The following is a 16205-nucleotide window of genomic DNA, read 5'->3' as shown; positions in this document are numbered from 1 at the left end:
TACTTACTTTCGCGCTATGGAAACTGTTGTTAGTGGTATTCGTTCGACCGGGAACTTACACTTAGGAAATTATTACGGGGCAATACAAAACTTTGTAAAAATGCAGCATCAATATAACTGCTATTTTTTTATTGCCGATCTGCATTCGTTAACTACGCACCCCACTCCTGCAGATCTGCATGGGAATGTAAAGCAGGTGCTGGTTGAATATTTAGCCGCGGGTATTGATCCTGAAAGAGCTACCATATACGTTCAATCTGATGTGCCTGAAACTTCGGAGTTATACCTTTACCTGAATATGAATGCCTACCTGGGCGAACTTGAACGCGCTACATCTTTTAAAGACAAGATACGTGCAAACCCCGACAATGTGAACGCCGGACTTTTGACCTACCCGGTGCTTATGGCTGCCGACATTATTCTTCACAGGGCTACCAAGGTACCTGTGGGTAAAGACCAGGAGCAGCACTTAGAAATGTCACGTACTTTTGCTAATCGCTTTAACAGGCTTTATAATAAAGATTATTTTCCTGAGCCTTATGCTTTTAACTTTAGTGATAACCTGGTTAAAATACCGGGACTTGACGGCAAAGGAAAAATGGGTAAATCGGAAGGTGAAGGTAATGCTGTTTACCTTTCGGATTCTCCCGAAATAATCCGCAAAAAAGTTATGCGTGCAGTTACTGATGCCGGCCCAACAGCCGAGAACCAGGAAAAGCCTGTAGAGATCCAAAATTTATTTGACATTATAAAAGTTGTTTCTTCTGCAGATACGTACGAACACTTTGACAACTTGTATAATACCTGCCAGATCCGTTACGGTGACTTAAAAAAGCAGCTTGCAGAAGACATAATTATAGCTACGGCTCCAATCCGGGAGAAGATTAATGATATATCGCAGGATGCCTCATACCTACGCCAGGTTGCCCGCCATGGAGCTATTAAAGCCCGTGAAAGCGCATCGAAAACGATTAAAGACGTACGGGAAATTATTGGATTCAAGAGTTTTTGATTAGTTGATGGGTTCATGGTTGATAATTCATGACTAGAAAAAAAGCAATTCATTGTTGATAGTTCATGGCGCATGCTGTATATTAGTCGGAGTTTCATTTCAGCACAAATAGCAAATGCATATTAAAATTTAGCTTAAAACCATTAACTATCATCTATCAACCACGAACTTTCTGCTATGAACTATGAACCATTAACCATGAACTAAAGATGCACATTGCTATAGTAGGAAATATAGGCGCCGGTAAAACCACCCTTACCGAATTGCTGGCAAAAAATTACGGCTGGGATCCATTATTTGAAGCTGTTGATAACAACCCGTACCTGGAAGATTTTTACAGCGACATGAAACGCTGGAGCTTTAACCTGCAGATCTACTTTTTAAATACCCGCTACAGGCAGATCATAGATATTCAGAAAAATGGTCATAATATTATACAGGACAGGACCATTTATGAGGATGCTTATATTTTTGCAGAGAACCTGCATGATATGGGTTTGATGACCACCCGCGATTACGAAAACTATGCTGCAATTTTTGATAACATTACCGAATTTATAAAACCACCCGATCTGCTCATTTATCTGAAAGCATCGGTGCCTACCCTGGTAAATAATATCCAGCGCCGCGGCCGTGAATATGAAAGTGGCATCAGGCTTGATTATTTATCAAAGTTGAATGATAAATATGATAAATGGATAAAGAGTTACAAACTGGGCAAGCTGCTGATAATTGACAAAGACAACATTGATTTCGCCAATAATACTGAAGATTTAGCAACTATTGTACAGTTGGTTGAAAGGGAATTGAACGGGTTGTTTTAGATTTGAGAATGGGGATTATTAATTCAATTATGAAAAAATATTATCTCGTCTTAGTAATTCTCTTGATTCTGATTGAATGTGAATCAGCACCGGCTATCCTTAAACAACAAAATAACTGGCAGCAACTGAATTTAGGGTCATTTAAAATTTCTGTTCCACAGAATTGGAAATATGAAGATCCTGGAGAACAGGAAGATTCATTTGTTGGACAAATCACTGGGCTGCAATTACAATTATCCTTTGATTATAGTGGAATGGGCTATGCTAATCATTTGCTAAAAACAGAAAAAGAGTACCTGGATAGTCGGGAGTGGTGGGATGATCGTCTCACTTTACCTTACTGGGGAACTAAAACAAAAGTTCATCTTCCGGATCAGTTACAAAAAAATAAATTCCCAAAGGCTAATTACATTGCTGACCTAACTTATAAGGGAAAGACGGTGTATCTACCCATTGAAATTCCGACTATCATCAAAGAGAATAACATCCAGGTAGATAGTGATAAAATGTATGTTACAAAAACTATTTGGCCAAAAATTCCGGGAAAAGGCATGACTGGTATTTATATTCACAGCAGATCATCGAGTTTGAATTTTCAAATGAGTGGATCTAATCTATCAGCAGAAAATCAAAAATTAGCATTAAAGGCCTTTAAAACAATCCAGCTTAAAAACAAATGAACATCCTCGGCATTATTCCTGCGCGCTTCGCCTCTACCCGTTTTCCGGGCAAGCCATTGGTGGATATTGCCGGTAAAAGCATGATCCAAAGGGTTTATGAGCAGGCTAAAAAATGTAATCATTTAACAGAAGTAATTGTTGCCACAGACGATATCCGCATTTATGACCATGTGTTAAATTTTGGCGGCGCAGCCATAATGACCTCTGTCGACCACCAAAGCGGTACAGATCGTTGTGCGGAAGTAGCGCTGGAGCATCCTCAATATAATGTGATCATAAATATCCAGGGCGATGAACCTTATATCGACCCCGAACAGATCAGCAAAGTAGCTTCCTGCTTTAACAATGCCGATACCCAGCTCGCTACATTAATTAAAAAAGTACAAACCGAACAGGAATTGTTTAATATAAACTCTCCTAAAGTTGTTGTTAATAAACTATCCGAAGCTGTTTATTTCTCGCGCTCGCCGCTCCCCCATATCCGCGGGCATGAACAGAAAGACTGGCTCAATCATTTTACTTACTTTAAACATATTGGTATTTACGGCTACCGCGCTGATGTTTTGCAGGAGATAACCAAACTTCCGGTATCATCTCTTGAAAAAGCTGAAAGCCTGGAACAGCTTCGCTGGATAGAAAATGGCTATCACATTAAAGTTGCAGAAACAAAATTGGAGACACGTGCAATTGATACGCCGGAGGATCTGGCTAATTTGAAGATGGGTTGATTTGATGATTTGAAAATTCTTTTCACAATTGTTTGATTTTCATCTTCAAATTTTCAAATCATAAAATTTTCAAATCAATTCACCAACTTCCCCCTCTTAACTCCAATAATTTTCTTACTTTTGTATCCCGTACACAAACAATTTGTTCCGGCCTTAAAACCGGGCCAAGCACACAAAAATCATGACTAAATATATCTTTGTTACGGGTGGCGTTACCTCATCGTTGGGGAAAGGAATTATCTCTGCTTCCTTAGCTAAACTTCTTCAATCGCGGGGTTACCGTGTAACTATTCAAAAATTCGATCCTTATATCAACATTGACCCCGGAACATTAAACCCTTATGAACATGGGGAATGTTATGTTACCGAAGACGGAGCCGAAACTGACCTGGACCTTGGTCATTATGAGCGTTTTTTAAATACACCAACATCAAAAGCAAATAATATTACCACCGGCCGTATTTACCAGAATGTTATAAATATGGAGCGCGAAGGCAAATTTTTGGGCAAAACCGTACAAGTTGTACCACACATTACCGACGAAATAAAAAGAAACATCCGCATACTGGGCGAAAGCGGCGATTATGATATAGTAATAACTGAACTTGGCGGAACTGTGGGCGATATTGAGTCATTACCTTATATTGAAGCTGTAAGACAGTTCAGGTGGGAGATTGGCTCGGGTAATTCGCTGGTTATCCATTTAACATTGATCCCTTTCCTTGCTGCTGCAGGCGAATTGAAGACCAAGCCTACCCAACACTCGGTTAAAATGCTGCTTGAATATGGGATCCAGCCGGATATTTTAGTTTGCCGTACCGAACATCATTTAAATACCGACATCCGCAAAAAAATAGCTTTGTTCTGTAACGTTAACGTTAATGCGGTTGTTGAATCTATTGACGCATCAACGATATATGATGTCCCCCTGCTGATGCTGAAAGAACAGCTTGATAAAACAGTATTGGCCAAATTAAAATTACCTCATAAAAACGAGCCTAATCTTGAGAACTGGAAAGACTTTTTGGGCAGATTAAAAAACCCGACCTTTGAAGTACGCATTGGTCTTGTTGGTAAATATGTTGAATTGCCGGATGCTTATAAATCTATTGTCGAGTCGTTTATACATGCCGGTGCTAAAAATGAATCAAAAGTTAAGGTTGAATATATTCCATCAGAACAGCTTACGCCAGGCAATGCTATTGAAAGGCTAAAAGGTTTGCACGGTGTGTTAGTTGCGCCTGGTTTTGGCGAGCGCGGTTTTGAGGGTAAAATTGAGGCGATCCGTTACGTACGCGAAAACAATATTCCATTTTTTGGGATCTGTTTAGGCATGCAATGCGCTGTGGTTGAATTTGCGCGTAATGTATTAGGATTAAAAGATGCCAGCAGTACTGAGATGAACCCAGATACACCTTTCCCGGTTATCAGCATGATGGAGGAGCAAAAGAAAGTTATTAATAAGGGCGGCACCATGCGCCTTGGAGCTTATGCCTGCGATTTGAAAAAAGGCAGCAAGGCCGAGAAATTTTACGGCAAAACACGCATCAGCGAGCGCCACAGGCACCGTTATGAGTTTAATAATGAGTACTTAAAGGATTATGAAAATGCCGGTTTAGCGCCATCTGGCTTTAATCCGGAAAACAACCTGGTTGAAATAGTTGAGCTTAAAAACCATCCGTTTTTTGTTGGAGCACAATTTCATCCCGAATTAAAATCAACAGTTGCAAATCCGCACCCACTTTTTATTAACTTTGTCGCCGCTTCAATGGCGTATGCACGTAAGCAATAGATATTTGTACGATAATTAGAAATGGATAAAAATACGTTTACAGGATTATTCCTGATCATGATCATAATGGGTGCTTCATTTTTCTTTATGAAGCCCAATGAAGCTGACCTTAAGAAAGAGAGAATTCAGGCACATGCTGATTCTATTAAAAGAGGGCAAATTAAATCACCGGCAATTACTACTGCTAAATATGTTGATACATCAAAAGTAAAGGCAGCAGCAGTAAATAAACCCGTTGATTCTGCGCTTTTAAAAACCCCTTTTGGCGCAACAACAATTGGTACCGAAAAATTTGTTACGCTCGAAAATAAAGATATCAGCGTAAAACTTAGCACACAAGGCGGCAAGGTATATGCTGTTGAATTAAAAGAGTTTAAAACTTTCGACAAAAAACCACTTGTTTTATTTGACGGTCCTAAAAACCATTTTGGGCTAACCTTTACTGCCGGCAATAACAGCATTAATACCGATAAGCTTTATTTTACCCCAACCGCCGGTGATCTGCATGTTGCTGAAAAAGACTCGGGCAGTGTTACCATGCGTTTAAGCTATAGCGCAACACAATATATTGATTATATATATTCACTAAAAGGCACAGGCTATAAAGTCGGCTTAACTGTAAAATCAACCGGGCTAGACCAGGTGATTGCCAACAACAGTACTATTAACATCAACTGGGCGTCAGTTGCCCGTAAACAGGAAAAGGATTTAGAGCAAGAGCGCAGGTATTCAACCATATCATATAACAACACAGATAATGATAATGATTACCTGAGCGAAACAAAAGATGATCAGAAGGAGATTAGTGATAAAAAAATTCAGTGGGTTTCATTCAAAGCCCATTTTTTCTCCAGCGGATTGATTGCTAAACAAGGTTTCAATAAATCAAGCCTGGCCGTAAGCACTGATGTTACTGATACAACTATCGTGAAGCAAATGAGCGCTAACCTTGTGTTGGCTAAAAATGCTGATGGAAGTTTCCCTATGGAGTTTTATTTTGGCCCTAACCGTTTTCAAACATTAAAAGAACAAGGTTATGGTTTGGAAAAGCAAATTGACCTGGGCTGGGGACCGTTAAAATATATTAACCGTTTTGCGGTATTACCCGTATTTAATTTCCTTAATCAGTTTAATTGGAACTATGGCTTAATTATTTTGGCCTTAACCATTATACTTAAGTTGGTTTTATCGCCACTTACGTACAAATCATACCTTTCAATGGCTAAAATGCGTGTTTTAAAGCCGGAGATGGATGAAATTAAAGGAAAGATCGGTGAGGATAACCCTACCCTGCTGCAACAGGAATATTTAAAGCTTTACAAAAAAGCCGGCGTAAATCCACTTGGCGGATGTTTGCCGTTGCTGATCCAAATGCCTATAGTAATTGCATTCTTCCGCTTTTTCCCAAGCTTGTTTGAACTGCGCGGACAGGGCTTTTTATGGATGCATGATCTTTCTACTTACGATTCAATAGTTAATTTCCCAAATATTCCATTCATTGGCAATCACCTTAGTTTAATGTGCGTGCTAATGACCATATCAACCCTGATCTATACTTATTTCAATAACCAGATCTCGGGTGCTACGGGGCAGATGAAATATATAGGCTATATCACACCGGTCATATTTCTCGGTGCATTGAATAGCTATCCTGCAGGTTTAAATTATTATTACTTTTTGGCCAACATGATGACTTTCTTACAGCAGTACATCATACGCTTAATGGTTGATGATAAAAAGATCCATGCGCAGATCCAGGAAAACAAAAACAAGCCTGTTGATCCGAAAAAGAAAACAGGGGGCTTCCAGGCCCGTATGGAAGAAATGATGCGCCAGAAACAACAGGCTACAATTGCTCCTCCTAAGAAGAAATAGTTGTAGTCCGAAAGTCGGAAAAGTCAGTAAAGTCCGAAAGTAAAAAATTGAAAGGTAAAGCCCGATAGATTAAAGCCTATCGGGCTTTATCTTTGCAATTATTTCAAACATGCTAAATTCCGTCTTTCGGACTTCCGGACTTTTCCGACTTTCGGACTTTTTTTGTTTCAACTAAAAAAATTAGCAAAAACTTATTACATTTACATCCATGTATGCAATTGTTGATATTGAAACTACAGGCGGACATGCCAGCGCAAATGGCATTACCGAGATAGCTATTTGCATACACAATGGTAAAAAAGTAATTGAACGCTATTCAACCTTAGTTAACCCGCGCAGGGATATTCCCATTTATATCAGCGCTTTAACCGGCATCACTAATGATATGGTGCAGAATGCACCACCTTTTGAAGATGTTGCACACGATGTTTATCACCTGCTTAACAATAAAATCTTTGTAGCGCATAATGTGAATTTCGATCATTCCTTTGTCCGTTACCATTTGGCTGCAGCAGGTTATGAGCTGCAATGCAATAAACTATGTACCGTAAGGCTTGGCCGTAAAATAATACCCGGCCTTCCCTCCTACAGTCTTGGTAAATTGTGCCGCCATTTAGGGATTGAAAATGAAAGCAGGCACCGGGCGGCCGGCGATGCTGAAGCTACCGCGCAATTATTCTCATTGCTGTTGCAAAGCGACAAAAGCAACCATATTCCCCTGGCTTTAAAGCAAAACTCGAAGGAGCAGGTGTTGCCGGCCAATTTATCAAAGCAGGATGTGGAAGCCCTGCCGCAATCACCCGGGGTATATTACTTTCACGATCAAAAAGGAAAAGTTATTTATGTTGGCAAAGCAAAGAATCTTAAAAAAAGAGTTTGCAGCCATTTTACAGGTAATAACCCCGGTCCGCAACGACAAGAGTTTTTACGTAATATTTGCAATATAACTTTCCAGCTCTGCGGCACGGAACTGGTTGCTTTTGTATTAGAAGCGGTAGAGATAAAACGTTTGTGGCCAAAATACAACCGCTCACTAAAACGATTTGAGCATGCCTATAGTTTGTATAGTTTTGAAGACCAGCGCGGTTATATGCGTTTAGCCATTGATAAACACCGTAAAATGACCGGCGCTATTTACAGTTGTAATACCCTGTTTGAAAGCCGCAGTATTTTAATGAAGCTGATTGATACCTTTGGACTTTGCCCCAAATTGTGCTTTATCCAAAACAACAACTCAGAATGCAGTGGAGCAAATACAGGTAATTGCGCCTGTGAAGGCCATGAATCTGTAACAGATTACAACCAAAAAGTGAATTCCGCCATAAATGAGCTAAATAAAGCGCTCCCCACATTTGCTATCCGCGATGCCGGGCGAACCGATGATGAGCACAGCTGTCTTTTAATTGAAAAAGGAAAGTTTTATGGCATGGGCTATATTTCTCATTATTTTAATGCAGATACACTTGACCAACTAAAAAACCATCTTACACCATATCCCGGAAATGATTATATCAGAAATATGGTGGATAGCTATGCTGTGAGATATCCGGACAGAAAGATGGTGTTTGGTGCATAGCTATTTAATTGCCTTTGATAAGCTTTTTAAGTCACCTGATTTCAGTATAAACGCCATCAGGCTTTTATACCTGTTATAAATTATCTCGCCGGTACGCGAGTTAACAACCGCAACCATTTTGCTTGAACTGTTTCTTAAAAATAAAAGGTAAAAAAATTGCACTTCGTCGGCCAGAATTTTATCTTCCAATTCATCTTTCTTCAATATTTTATATTTGTATTTGTAAGCTTCAAACACCTCATTAGGATCAACATTTTTATTGCCCCGCATAAATACTCCTATTTTATGAAAATTATCTTCGCTGCAATACAACGTTTGGCTGCTTAGGTTATGTAATTGATCTTTATTGGCTAGATCGTCTCTAAAATCAGATTTTTTCCCTTTCTGGAGCAATGTACTAAGTTGCTGCAGGTAATTCTTCAATATTCCTGGGTTCCAGTTAAAAATATGACCACCTCCATCAAAATCAAAACCATAATTCTTGTGTGACATATAACCGTCTAAAGTGGCCTTGGCATCCACCGAAATTTGAATATGAGCGATCGAAATTTCATTCGTAATTTTAAATTCCCTGCCTTTTTTTAAAACTTTTTCATCAGGCATCCATAAGTTCAGATAAAAATAAGAGTTACCACCATATTTATCACTTGTTATCAATAGATTTTCGAGACTAAAATAAGTGTCGCCGGCAACTAAATTATTTTGCAAATCGTCAGCCTTTAAAAATTCAACACTTTTTGTAACAGTCCAATACTTTTTAAATATTGTATAAAATTCACTTGAGCGGTTAAAACTAAGGTCATTCACAATAACATGTGTATTGCCCCCCTTAATCTTCTCAAGAGAATTTTTTGAAAAAATTTCTACTTGTGCATTAACTGTACTGCAAAAAGATGCCGCAAGAATTAAAAACGAAACAATTCTGATTTTATGTAACATGATAAGGGATTTGTTGTGTTTGCTAAAATACCAAAAATCCGAACCCATAAAACACATATTATTGAGATAACAAGCCAGCAACGCTATAGCATTAGCAAAGATGTCCGTAGGCACCGCGATTGGGCAAACTTTAGATGATTCGATAGAAGGAAAGCTGGGTGTAACTACAGATTAGAAGCCAATGTTCAAAGGTTAGTTAATTTAGGTTTAAGTTTTCTTTTGGCAATAAAGAAGTTGCAACAGTAAAATATTATCATTTACTTTGTAATACAAAGTACTTTTAAATAATTCCACTACTCTTTTCTCATGAAAGTAAAAATGATATTGCCCGCCTTGACAGAAGCTGAAAGCCCATTCTGGAGGCCAATTAAATATTCGTTATTCCCGCCTTTAGGGCTGGCTACCCTTGCGGCTTATCTGTCAGAGGATGATGAAATAGACTTGCAGGATCAGCATGTAGAAAAATTAAATCTTGATGATGACCCCGACCTGGTGATTATACAGGTATATATTACCAATGCATACAGGGCTTACAAAATTGCTGACCATTACCGGGCTAAGGGAGCTTATGTAATTTTAGGTGGTTTACACGTAACTTCATTGCCACTTGAAGCTGCTCCTCATGCTGATAGTATTTTTATAGGCCCGGGGGAAGATACATTTCCAAAATTTTTAACAGACTTTAAAAACCGTGCTCCTCAAAAAACATATCGGTCAACTGATAGAACGCTTGAAAAAATTCCACCCATCCGCCGGGATCTGATCAAACGGAATTTATATCTTGTACCTAACTCTATTGTGGTCACCAGGGGTTGTCCTCACCATTGCAGCTTTTGTTATAAGGATGCCTTTTTTGAAGGTGGCAGAACATTTTATACCCAGGAAGTAGATGACGCACTTGCAGAGATTGACAGGCTGCCGGGAAGGCATTTATATTTTTTAGACGATCATCTGCTGGGTAATGCAAAGTTTGCAGGCTGTCTTTTTGAGGGAATGAAGGGAATGAACCGGGTATTCCAGGGCGCTGCCACTGTTGATTCTATCTTAAGAGGCAATTTGATCGAAAAAGCAGCAGACGCAGGCTTGCGAAGCCTATTTGTAGGTTTTGAAACATTTTCATCTTTAAATCTTAAACAAAGCAATAAAAAGCAGAACCTTGAAAAAGACTATATAAAAGCAGTGAACCGCCTGCATAGTCTGGGCATTATGATAAACGGAAGCTTTGTATTTGGCCTCGATGACGATGATAAAGATGTGTTTAAAAGAACGGTTGACTGGGGTGTAAAACATTCCATAACCACTTCCACTTATCATGTTTTAACGCCATATCCCGGAACCGCGCTTTTCCAAAACATGGAGCGACAGGGACGAATAATCACTAAAAACTGGGACTTATACGATACACGAAAGGTGGTTTACCAAACTATTGGGTTAACTGCCGAAGAGCTGGAAAACGGTTACTGGTGGGCTTACGAGGAATTTTACCGCTGGAATAATATTTTTAAGGCCAGCATGCAGCATAGCTCATACTCCCACAAATTAAAACATTTATTTTATGCAGGAGGATGGAAAAAGTTTGAAGCAGTATGGAATTTCCTGATCAAAACAAAGAACCTGAACAATACACTCCCGGCTTTAGAAACCGTATTGTCAAAAATAAAATGCACTAACAAGCAAAATTCAGCTTCTGTTACTAATAGTTTAGAAGAATCATCAATTAGCACCATTTATTAAATTAGCCTTAAAGAATGGTAGGATCGCAAATCAAATAACTCCGGCTTTCTCTAACTCAACCTGCATCTGCTGCTGAATATTTAATGCTTCGGCCCTTGCAGCTTCGGCAAAATCTTCACCATTTGATGCATATATTATGGAGCGTGATGCGTTGACTATCAGTCCGCAATCTTTATTCATTCCGTAATGACAAACTTCGGCAAGGTTACCGCCCTGCGCCCCTACTCCGGGCACCAGCAAAAAATTATCCGGTGCAAATTTACGAATATTGGTAAACTCAGTGCTTTTGGTAGCACCCACAACATACATTATCCGGTCGGCATTGGCCCAGGTATTGGCTTTTTGTATCACAGCTTCGTATAAAAAACCCTGCTCTGTTGTTAAATATTGAAAATCCTTGCTGCCCGCTGATGAAGTGAGCGCCAGGATGATCACCCATTTATCCTTATATTCAAGGTATGGTGATACAGCATCATGCCCCATGTATGGCGATAAGGTTATGGCATCAAAGCTCATCCCTGCTGCCGATTCATCAAAAAAAGCCTTGGCATACATACCTGACGTGTTGCCCATATCGCCGCGTTTTGCGTCGATTATATTCAAACATTCCTGAGGCAGATATTTCCAGGTGGCTATTAAACTTTGTAACCCGCTTACGCCATGCTTTTCATAAAATGCAGCATTAGGCTTGTATGATATGCACAGGTCATGCGTTGCATCAATTATTCTTTTGTTAAACTCAAATATCGGGTCTGGATATTCTTTTAAAAATGCCGGGATCTTTTCTACATCGGTATCAAGCCCTACGCATAAAAATGATTTTTTGTGTTTGATCTGGTCAATCAGGTATTGGCGGGATATCATGTGCAACTATTTATATTTTTTGAATGCCCAAAAAAACTAAAATTTAGTTGAAGTGTTAGCCCAATGAAAGATATTTTTTTAAATAGTTTGATATTTTAAATTAATTGAGTAAAATTGCAGTGTTTTCCGTTGAATTTTTCTTGCACTAAAGAAACAATTTAAAACTCCACGTTATTTTATTAATTATTTACATGGGTTTAGATGTTGCATAACAAAGTTGCATAATAAATTTATTTCATATTAAAACATCTCCATTTATAAAATATAAATAGAATTTGCTAATACATTAAAGTCCTCTAACGCAGGTAACTTAATAGCCGGGTAAAAAAGCCGCGGTTCCTAAGTGTTATTGAAAAATATATACAACTACAAAAAATATTAAAATCCTTTTGAACTATAATTCATAATATGTTTGATACAAACGAATTGAACGACAAACTCGTTTCAGAGTTACGCGAAATTGCCAAAAACTTAGGTATTGCTGAAGCTGATGAACTTAGAAAAGCTGCGCTTATTACAAAAATTGTTGAACAGGAACAATTAATTGAAGCAGCCCGCGCACAGCAGGATACTGTAAACAGCAATTATGCCGCAGTTGAGCCCCCACCGGCGCCAGAAGCTGGTGAAAAAACCCGTAAAAGAATCCGTACTATAAAAAATAGCAATACACCACGCGTTGAGGTGCCATTGGATGATACTAACCTTTTTGATATGCCCGATGACGAAACTGTTGTTGATGAATCAGAGAGTATGGAGCAGCCGGTAGCAGAGGAAACAAGCGCTGAACAGTCTGCTGAAAATGATGGCGAAGTTAAAAATGAAGAGATGGTAACTGAAGGTGTCCGTCCTCAAAAATTTGAACGCCGGGTTAATAACCAAACCAGCCAGCAAAAAAGCCAGGAGCCTGCTATAAATCTTGATTTTGATAACGTTATTGTAAACGAAGGCGTACTTGAAATTATGCCTGATGGTTATGGTTTTTTACGCTCATCAGATTATAATTATTTAACATCGCCTGATGATATATACGTATCACAATCGCAGATAAAGCTATTTGGCCTTAAAACAGGTGATACCGTGCGCGGAAGTATAAGGCCTCCAAAAGAAGGTGAGAAATATTTCCCGTTAGTGCGTGTTGAAGCCATTAATGGCCGCATCCCTGCCGAAGTGCGCGACCGTGTTCCTTTTGACCACTTAACCCCGTTATTCCCGTCAGAAAAATTAAGCCTGTTTACTGATGCCGGTAATTATTCTACCCGTATTATGGACTTGTTTTCGCCAATAGGTAAGGGACAACGCGGTTTAATTGTGGCCCAGCCTAAAACAGGTAAAACCATGCTATTAAAGGACGTAGCTAACGCCATTGCAAAAAATCATCCGGAAGTTTATCTGATCATATTGCTAATTGACGAACGTCCGGAAGAAGTAACAGACATGGCCCGCAGTGTACGAGCCGAGGTAGTATCGTCAACTTTTGATGAGCCTGCTGAGCGTCACGTTAAAATTGCCAATATTGTTTTGGAAAAAGCAAAACGTATGGTTGAGTGCGGTCATGATGTGGTTATTTTATTAGATTCAATTACGCGGCTTGCACGTGCCTATAATACAGTTGCTCCTGCATCAGGTAAAATATTGTCCGGTGGTGTTGATGCAAATGCATTACACAAGCCTAAACGTTTCTTCGGAGCGGCACGTAATATTGAGGATGGTGGTTCATTAACTATTATTGCTACAGCATTAACAGAAACCGGATCGAAAATGGACGAGGTTATTTTTGAAGAATTTAAAGGTACCGGTAACATGGAGTTGCAATTGGATCGTAAATTATCTAATAAACGCATCTTCCCGGCAATTGATATAACAGCTTCAAGTACCCGCCGTGATGATTTGCTGCTTGACCGTGAAACATTACAACGGATCTGGATTCTGCGTAATCACCTGGCTGACATGAACTCACAGGAATCAATGGAATTTTTACAGGGCCAGATTAAAGGCACCCGAACCAACGAAGAGTTTTTGATTTCTATGAATTCGTAATAAATTAATATTTGTGAAGTTATAATTAGCAAAAAGTTAACAGGTAACTTCATTCATATTTAATAAAATCTTGATACCTTCATACCGGAATGAAGAATCGTCTGAAAAAACACTTGCCAAATGCTATTACCTGTGCAAACCTCTTTAGTGGTTGCATAGGTATAGTTTTAGCCTTCAAAGGTGAGCTTATAGCTGCTTCGTATGCAATCTTTTTGTCAGCTATTTTTGATTTTTTTGATGGGCTCGCATCCCGGGTGCTTAAATCATTTTCAGGTATCGGGAAAGACCTTGATTCACTGGCAGATATGGTAAGCTTTGGCGTATTGCCAGCAGTAATAATGTATCAGCTGCTTTTGCAGGCCCGCCAGATAGACAACATAAGCCCCTATTTAAACTTTATTGCATTCCTGATCCCCGTATTCTCGGCTTTAAGGCTGGCTAAGTTTAATGTTGATACCCGGCAAGCGGAAAACTTTATTGGTTTACCTACCCCCGCAAACGCAATTCTTATTGCCTCGTTCCCGCTTATTCTTGATCATCACAACCGGTATTTTACCCCATACCTGCTAAATCCCTACGTGCTCTCGGTATTTATTATCATAATGTGTTCATTATTGGTAGTAGAAATGCCGATGATGTCGTTAAAGTTCAAAAACCGGGATTTTAATAAAAATATTTTCCGCTATTTATTGTTACTATTTTCGGCAATACTGATACTATTTTTTAAATTTGCAGCGGTTCCGGTGGTTATATTAATCTATATCACCTTATCAGTAATCCAGTTCAAATTTTCAAGTGGCAATATCCTGAGCACTCCGCAAAAAGAAAGCTAACGCTCAGGAAAGATCCATATTTAAACAAATACTAATGAAAAAATTCCAGGCTGAAATAGATGTAATGCCAAAAAAAGAAATACTTGACCCACAAGGTAAAGCGGTAACAGGAAGTATGAAAAACCTGGGTTTATCCGAAATTCATAATGTGCGGATTGGCAAACATATTTCGCTGGAGATTGATGCAGAAAATGAAGAAATTGCACATATTAAAGTAGACACGGCCTGCAGAAACCTGTTGGCAAACCTTATTATGGAAAGCTATAGCTTTAGTGTGAAAGCTGTTTAAGGAAATTAGTTAATTAGAGGTTAGAGATTTGTTTTTAAACTAAAGAAGGAATTATCAGAAAAGATTTTTCTTCCTAACCTCTAATCTCCGGTTTCTGGTCTCTATCTACAACCCTGCTTCCCTATCCGCCTTTATTTTTACCAGTCTATCTAAATTAGGGGTAATAATAGCACGTACCTCATTAAATTTCGACACTAATAATTCAGGAGACGGTGCACCTTCTTTAGCCATTATTTCAACTTCCTGTATGGTAGCCTGGCTAACGGGCATTCCAAAAAAACCAAGGTTGGGTTTTAATTTATGTGCTGCTGAAGCTGTAAGAGGCCAATCTTTATTTTCTATAGCAGTAGCAATGGTTTGCAGCAATTCGGGGGTTTGCTGTAGAAACATCTCAATAGATTCTACGATAAACTCGTCACTGCCATCGGCAATCTCAAATAAAAAAGACAGATCGAGGTCGTGTTCGGGGAATATATGTGACATAGCGGTTTATATTTTTTAAAATTATAACTTTTTTACGATCAAGCTGTCTTTTAGTTCGCTTTTGATCAGTAAAATTGATTTATTTAAAACAGGGTGCACAAAATCAGGGGCAATTTCGGCAAGTGGCTCTAATGTAAACCTTCTCTTATGCAATTCCGGGTGCGGAACATGCAGCCCATCTTCATTAATAATTTCTGTTCCATAAAACAATATATCAATATCAATAGTGCGCGAGCCCCACTTTTCTTCGCGTCTTCTTCCCAAAACAAGTTCAATATTTAATATTTTCCGGAGTATTTCCCTGGCCGGAATATCAGTTTCCAAAACTACTACCTGGTTTAAATAATCGGGCGCATCCGTTTTACCCCACGATTGGGTTTCGTATACGGATGAAATTTTTATAACCGGTGCAATATGCTGCTCTATAAGCCTGATAGCCTCTTGCAGATAGTTCTGCCTGTTGCCAAGGTTGCTGCCAAGTAATAAAAAAATACTATTCATGTTGTAACAAATATTATAGACAATGCTCTTAATATTAT

Annotated in this window: 15 protein-coding genes; 11 read left to right on the top strand and 4 right to left on the bottom strand. The window is 38.9% G+C overall.

Going from position 1 to position 16205, the window contains the following annotated elements:
* The first annotated feature begins 16 nt into the window (after window positions 1–16).
* From trpS to JWQ54_RS00530, 7 genes are all read left to right on the top strand, one after another.
* A complete protein-coding gene (trpS, locus tag JWQ54_RS00560; RefSeq protein WP_299578759.1) occupies window positions 17–1012 on the top strand; it encodes a tryptophan--tRNA ligase in 996 nt (331 codons plus the stop codon).
* Between the two features lie 209 nt (window positions 1013–1221).
* Window positions 1222–1836 carry a deoxynucleoside kinase gene (locus JWQ54_RS00555; RefSeq protein WP_299578757.1) on the top strand — a complete coding sequence of 205 codons (615 nt, stop codon included), beginning with the start codon at window positions 1222–1224 and terminating at the stop codon, window positions 1834–1836.
* Window positions 1837–1865: 29 nt separating this feature from the next.
* Window positions 1866–2516, top strand: coding sequence for a hypothetical protein (locus tag JWQ54_RS00550; protein ID WP_299578755.1), 651 nt, complete (start codon window positions 1866–1868; stop codon window positions 2514–2516).
* Window positions 2513–3244 carry a 3-deoxy-manno-octulosonate cytidylyltransferase gene (gene kdsB / locus JWQ54_RS00545; protein ID WP_299578753.1) on the top strand — a complete coding sequence of 244 codons (732 nt, stop codon included), beginning with the start codon at window positions 2513–2515 and terminating at the stop codon, window positions 3242–3244. The genes JWQ54_RS00550 and kdsB overlap by 4 nt, the downstream gene beginning before the upstream one ends.
* A gap of 181 nt (window positions 3245–3425) precedes the next feature.
* Window positions 3426–5036, top strand: a complete 1611-nt coding sequence (locus JWQ54_RS00540) for a CTP synthase (RefSeq protein ID WP_299578751.1) — start codon at window positions 3426–3428, stop codon at window positions 5034–5036.
* 21 nt (window positions 5037–5057) lie between these two features.
* The gene (yidC, locus tag JWQ54_RS00535; RefSeq protein ID WP_299578749.1) at window positions 5058–6911 is read left to right on the top strand and encodes a membrane protein insertase YidC; all 1854 of its coding nucleotides are present in this window, start codon (window positions 5058–5060) and stop codon (window positions 6909–6911) included.
* A gap of 208 nt (window positions 6912–7119) precedes the next feature.
* Complete coding sequence (locus JWQ54_RS00530; RefSeq protein WP_299578747.1) at window positions 7120–8487, top strand: exonuclease domain-containing protein; 1368 nt, start codon at window positions 7120–7122, stop codon at window positions 8485–8487.
* On the opposite strand, the gene JWQ54_RS00525 is transcribed toward JWQ54_RS00530, so the two are convergent.
* Complete coding sequence (locus JWQ54_RS00525; RefSeq protein WP_299578745.1) at window positions 8488–9426, bottom strand: hypothetical protein; 939 nt, start codon at window positions 9424–9426, stop codon at window positions 8488–8490.
* 306 nt (window positions 9427–9732) lie between these two features.
* On the opposite strand from JWQ54_RS00525, the gene JWQ54_RS00520 reads away from it, so the two are divergent.
* The gene (locus JWQ54_RS00520) at window positions 9733–11160 is read left to right on the top strand and encodes a radical SAM protein (protein WP_299578743.1); all 1428 of its coding nucleotides are present in this window, start codon (window positions 9733–9735) and stop codon (window positions 11158–11160) included.
* Window positions 11161–11190: 30 nt separating this feature from the next.
* Here JWQ54_RS00520 and pyrF read toward each other — a convergent pair whose 3' ends face one another.
* On the bottom strand, window positions 11191–12021 hold the full coding sequence (gene pyrF / locus JWQ54_RS00515) for an orotidine-5'-phosphate decarboxylase (protein WP_299579047.1): 831 nt from the start codon (window positions 12019–12021) through the stop codon (window positions 11191–11193).
* Window positions 12022–12432: 411 nt separating this feature from the next.
* On the opposite strand from pyrF, the gene rho reads away from it, so the two are divergent.
* The 3 genes from rho (at window position 12433) to purS (ending at window position 15183) form a co-directional block, all read left to right on the top strand.
* A complete protein-coding gene (gene rho / locus JWQ54_RS00510; RefSeq protein WP_299578741.1) occupies window positions 12433–14061 on the top strand; it encodes a transcription termination factor Rho in 1629 nt (542 codons plus the stop codon).
* A gap of 89 nt (window positions 14062–14150) precedes the next feature.
* Window positions 14151–14894 (top strand): CDP-diacylglycerol--serine O-phosphatidyltransferase, encoded by a 744-nt coding sequence (gene pssA / locus JWQ54_RS00505; RefSeq protein WP_299578739.1) that lies wholly within the window; start codon window positions 14151–14153, stop codon window positions 14892–14894.
* 34 nt (window positions 14895–14928) lie between these two features.
* Window positions 14929–15183, top strand: coding sequence for a phosphoribosylformylglycinamidine synthase subunit PurS (purS, locus tag JWQ54_RS00500; RefSeq protein ID WP_299578737.1), 255 nt, complete (start codon window positions 14929–14931; stop codon window positions 15181–15183).
* A gap of 105 nt (window positions 15184–15288) precedes the next feature.
* On the opposite strand, the gene JWQ54_RS00495 is transcribed toward purS, so the two are convergent.
* On the bottom strand, window positions 15289–15666 hold the full coding sequence (locus JWQ54_RS00495) for an Hpt domain-containing protein (protein WP_299578735.1): 378 nt from the start codon (window positions 15664–15666) through the stop codon (window positions 15289–15291).
* A 21-nt stretch (window positions 15667–15687) separates the two neighbouring features.
* The gene (gene folK / locus JWQ54_RS00490) at window positions 15688–16167 is read right to left on the bottom strand and encodes a 2-amino-4-hydroxy-6-hydroxymethyldihydropteridine diphosphokinase (RefSeq protein ID WP_299578733.1); all 480 of its coding nucleotides are present in this window, start codon (window positions 16165–16167) and stop codon (window positions 15688–15690) included.
* Between the last annotated feature and the right edge of the window lie 38 nt (window positions 16168–16205).

Origin of the sequence: Mucilaginibacter sp., from assembly GCF_028288225.1 — a bacterium.
Taxonomy (GTDB): Bacteria; Bacteroidota; Bacteroidia; order Sphingobacteriales; family Sphingobacteriaceae; genus Mucilaginibacter.
This window is presented reverse-complemented; position numbering and strand designations above follow the sequence as displayed.

What these genes read in the sequence shown, in the direction of transcription:
- trpS (WP_299578759.1), top strand. Translation starts at nt 17, where the DNA reads ATGGAAACTGTTGTTAGTGGTATTCGTTCGACCGGGAACTTACACTTA.
- JWQ54_RS00555 (WP_299578757.1), top strand. Translation starts at nt 1,222, where the DNA reads ATGCACATTGCTATAGTAGGAAATATAGGCGCCGGTAAAACCACCCTT.
- JWQ54_RS00550 (WP_299578755.1), top strand. Translation starts at nt 1,866, where the DNA reads ATGAAAAAATATTATCTCGTCTTAGTAATTCTCTTGATTCTGATTGAA.
- kdsB (WP_299578753.1), top strand. Translation starts at nt 2,513, where the DNA reads ATGAACATCCTCGGCATTATTCCTGCGCGCTTCGCCTCTACCCGTTTT.
- JWQ54_RS00540 (WP_299578751.1), top strand. Translation starts at nt 3,426, where the DNA reads ATGACTAAATATATCTTTGTTACGGGTGGCGTTACCTCATCGTTGGGG.
- yidC (WP_299578749.1), top strand. Translation starts at nt 5,058, where the DNA reads ATGGATAAAAATACGTTTACAGGATTATTCCTGATCATGATCATAATG.
- JWQ54_RS00530 (WP_299578747.1), top strand. Translation starts at nt 7,120, where the DNA reads ATGTATGCAATTGTTGATATTGAAACTACAGGCGGACATGCCAGCGCA.
- JWQ54_RS00525 (WP_299578745.1), bottom strand. Translation starts at nt 9,426, where the DNA reads ATGTTACATAAAATCAGAATTGTTTCGTTTTTAATTCTTGCGGCATCT.
- JWQ54_RS00520 (WP_299578743.1), top strand. Translation starts at nt 9,733, where the DNA reads ATGAAAGTAAAAATGATATTGCCCGCCTTGACAGAAGCTGAAAGCCCA.
- rho (WP_299578741.1), top strand. Translation starts at nt 12,433, where the DNA reads ATGTTTGATACAAACGAATTGAACGACAAACTCGTTTCAGAGTTACGC.
- pssA (WP_299578739.1), top strand. Translation starts at nt 14,151, where the DNA reads ATGAAGAATCGTCTGAAAAAACACTTGCCAAATGCTATTACCTGTGCA.
- purS (WP_299578737.1), top strand. Translation starts at nt 14,929, where the DNA reads ATGAAAAAATTCCAGGCTGAAATAGATGTAATGCCAAAAAAAGAAATA.
- JWQ54_RS00495 (WP_299578735.1), bottom strand. Translation starts at nt 15,666, where the DNA reads ATGTCACATATATTCCCCGAACACGACCTCGATCTGTCTTTTTTATTT.
- folK (WP_299578733.1), bottom strand. Translation starts at nt 16,167, where the DNA reads ATGAATAGTATTTTTTTATTACTTGGCAGCAACCTTGGCAACAGGCAG.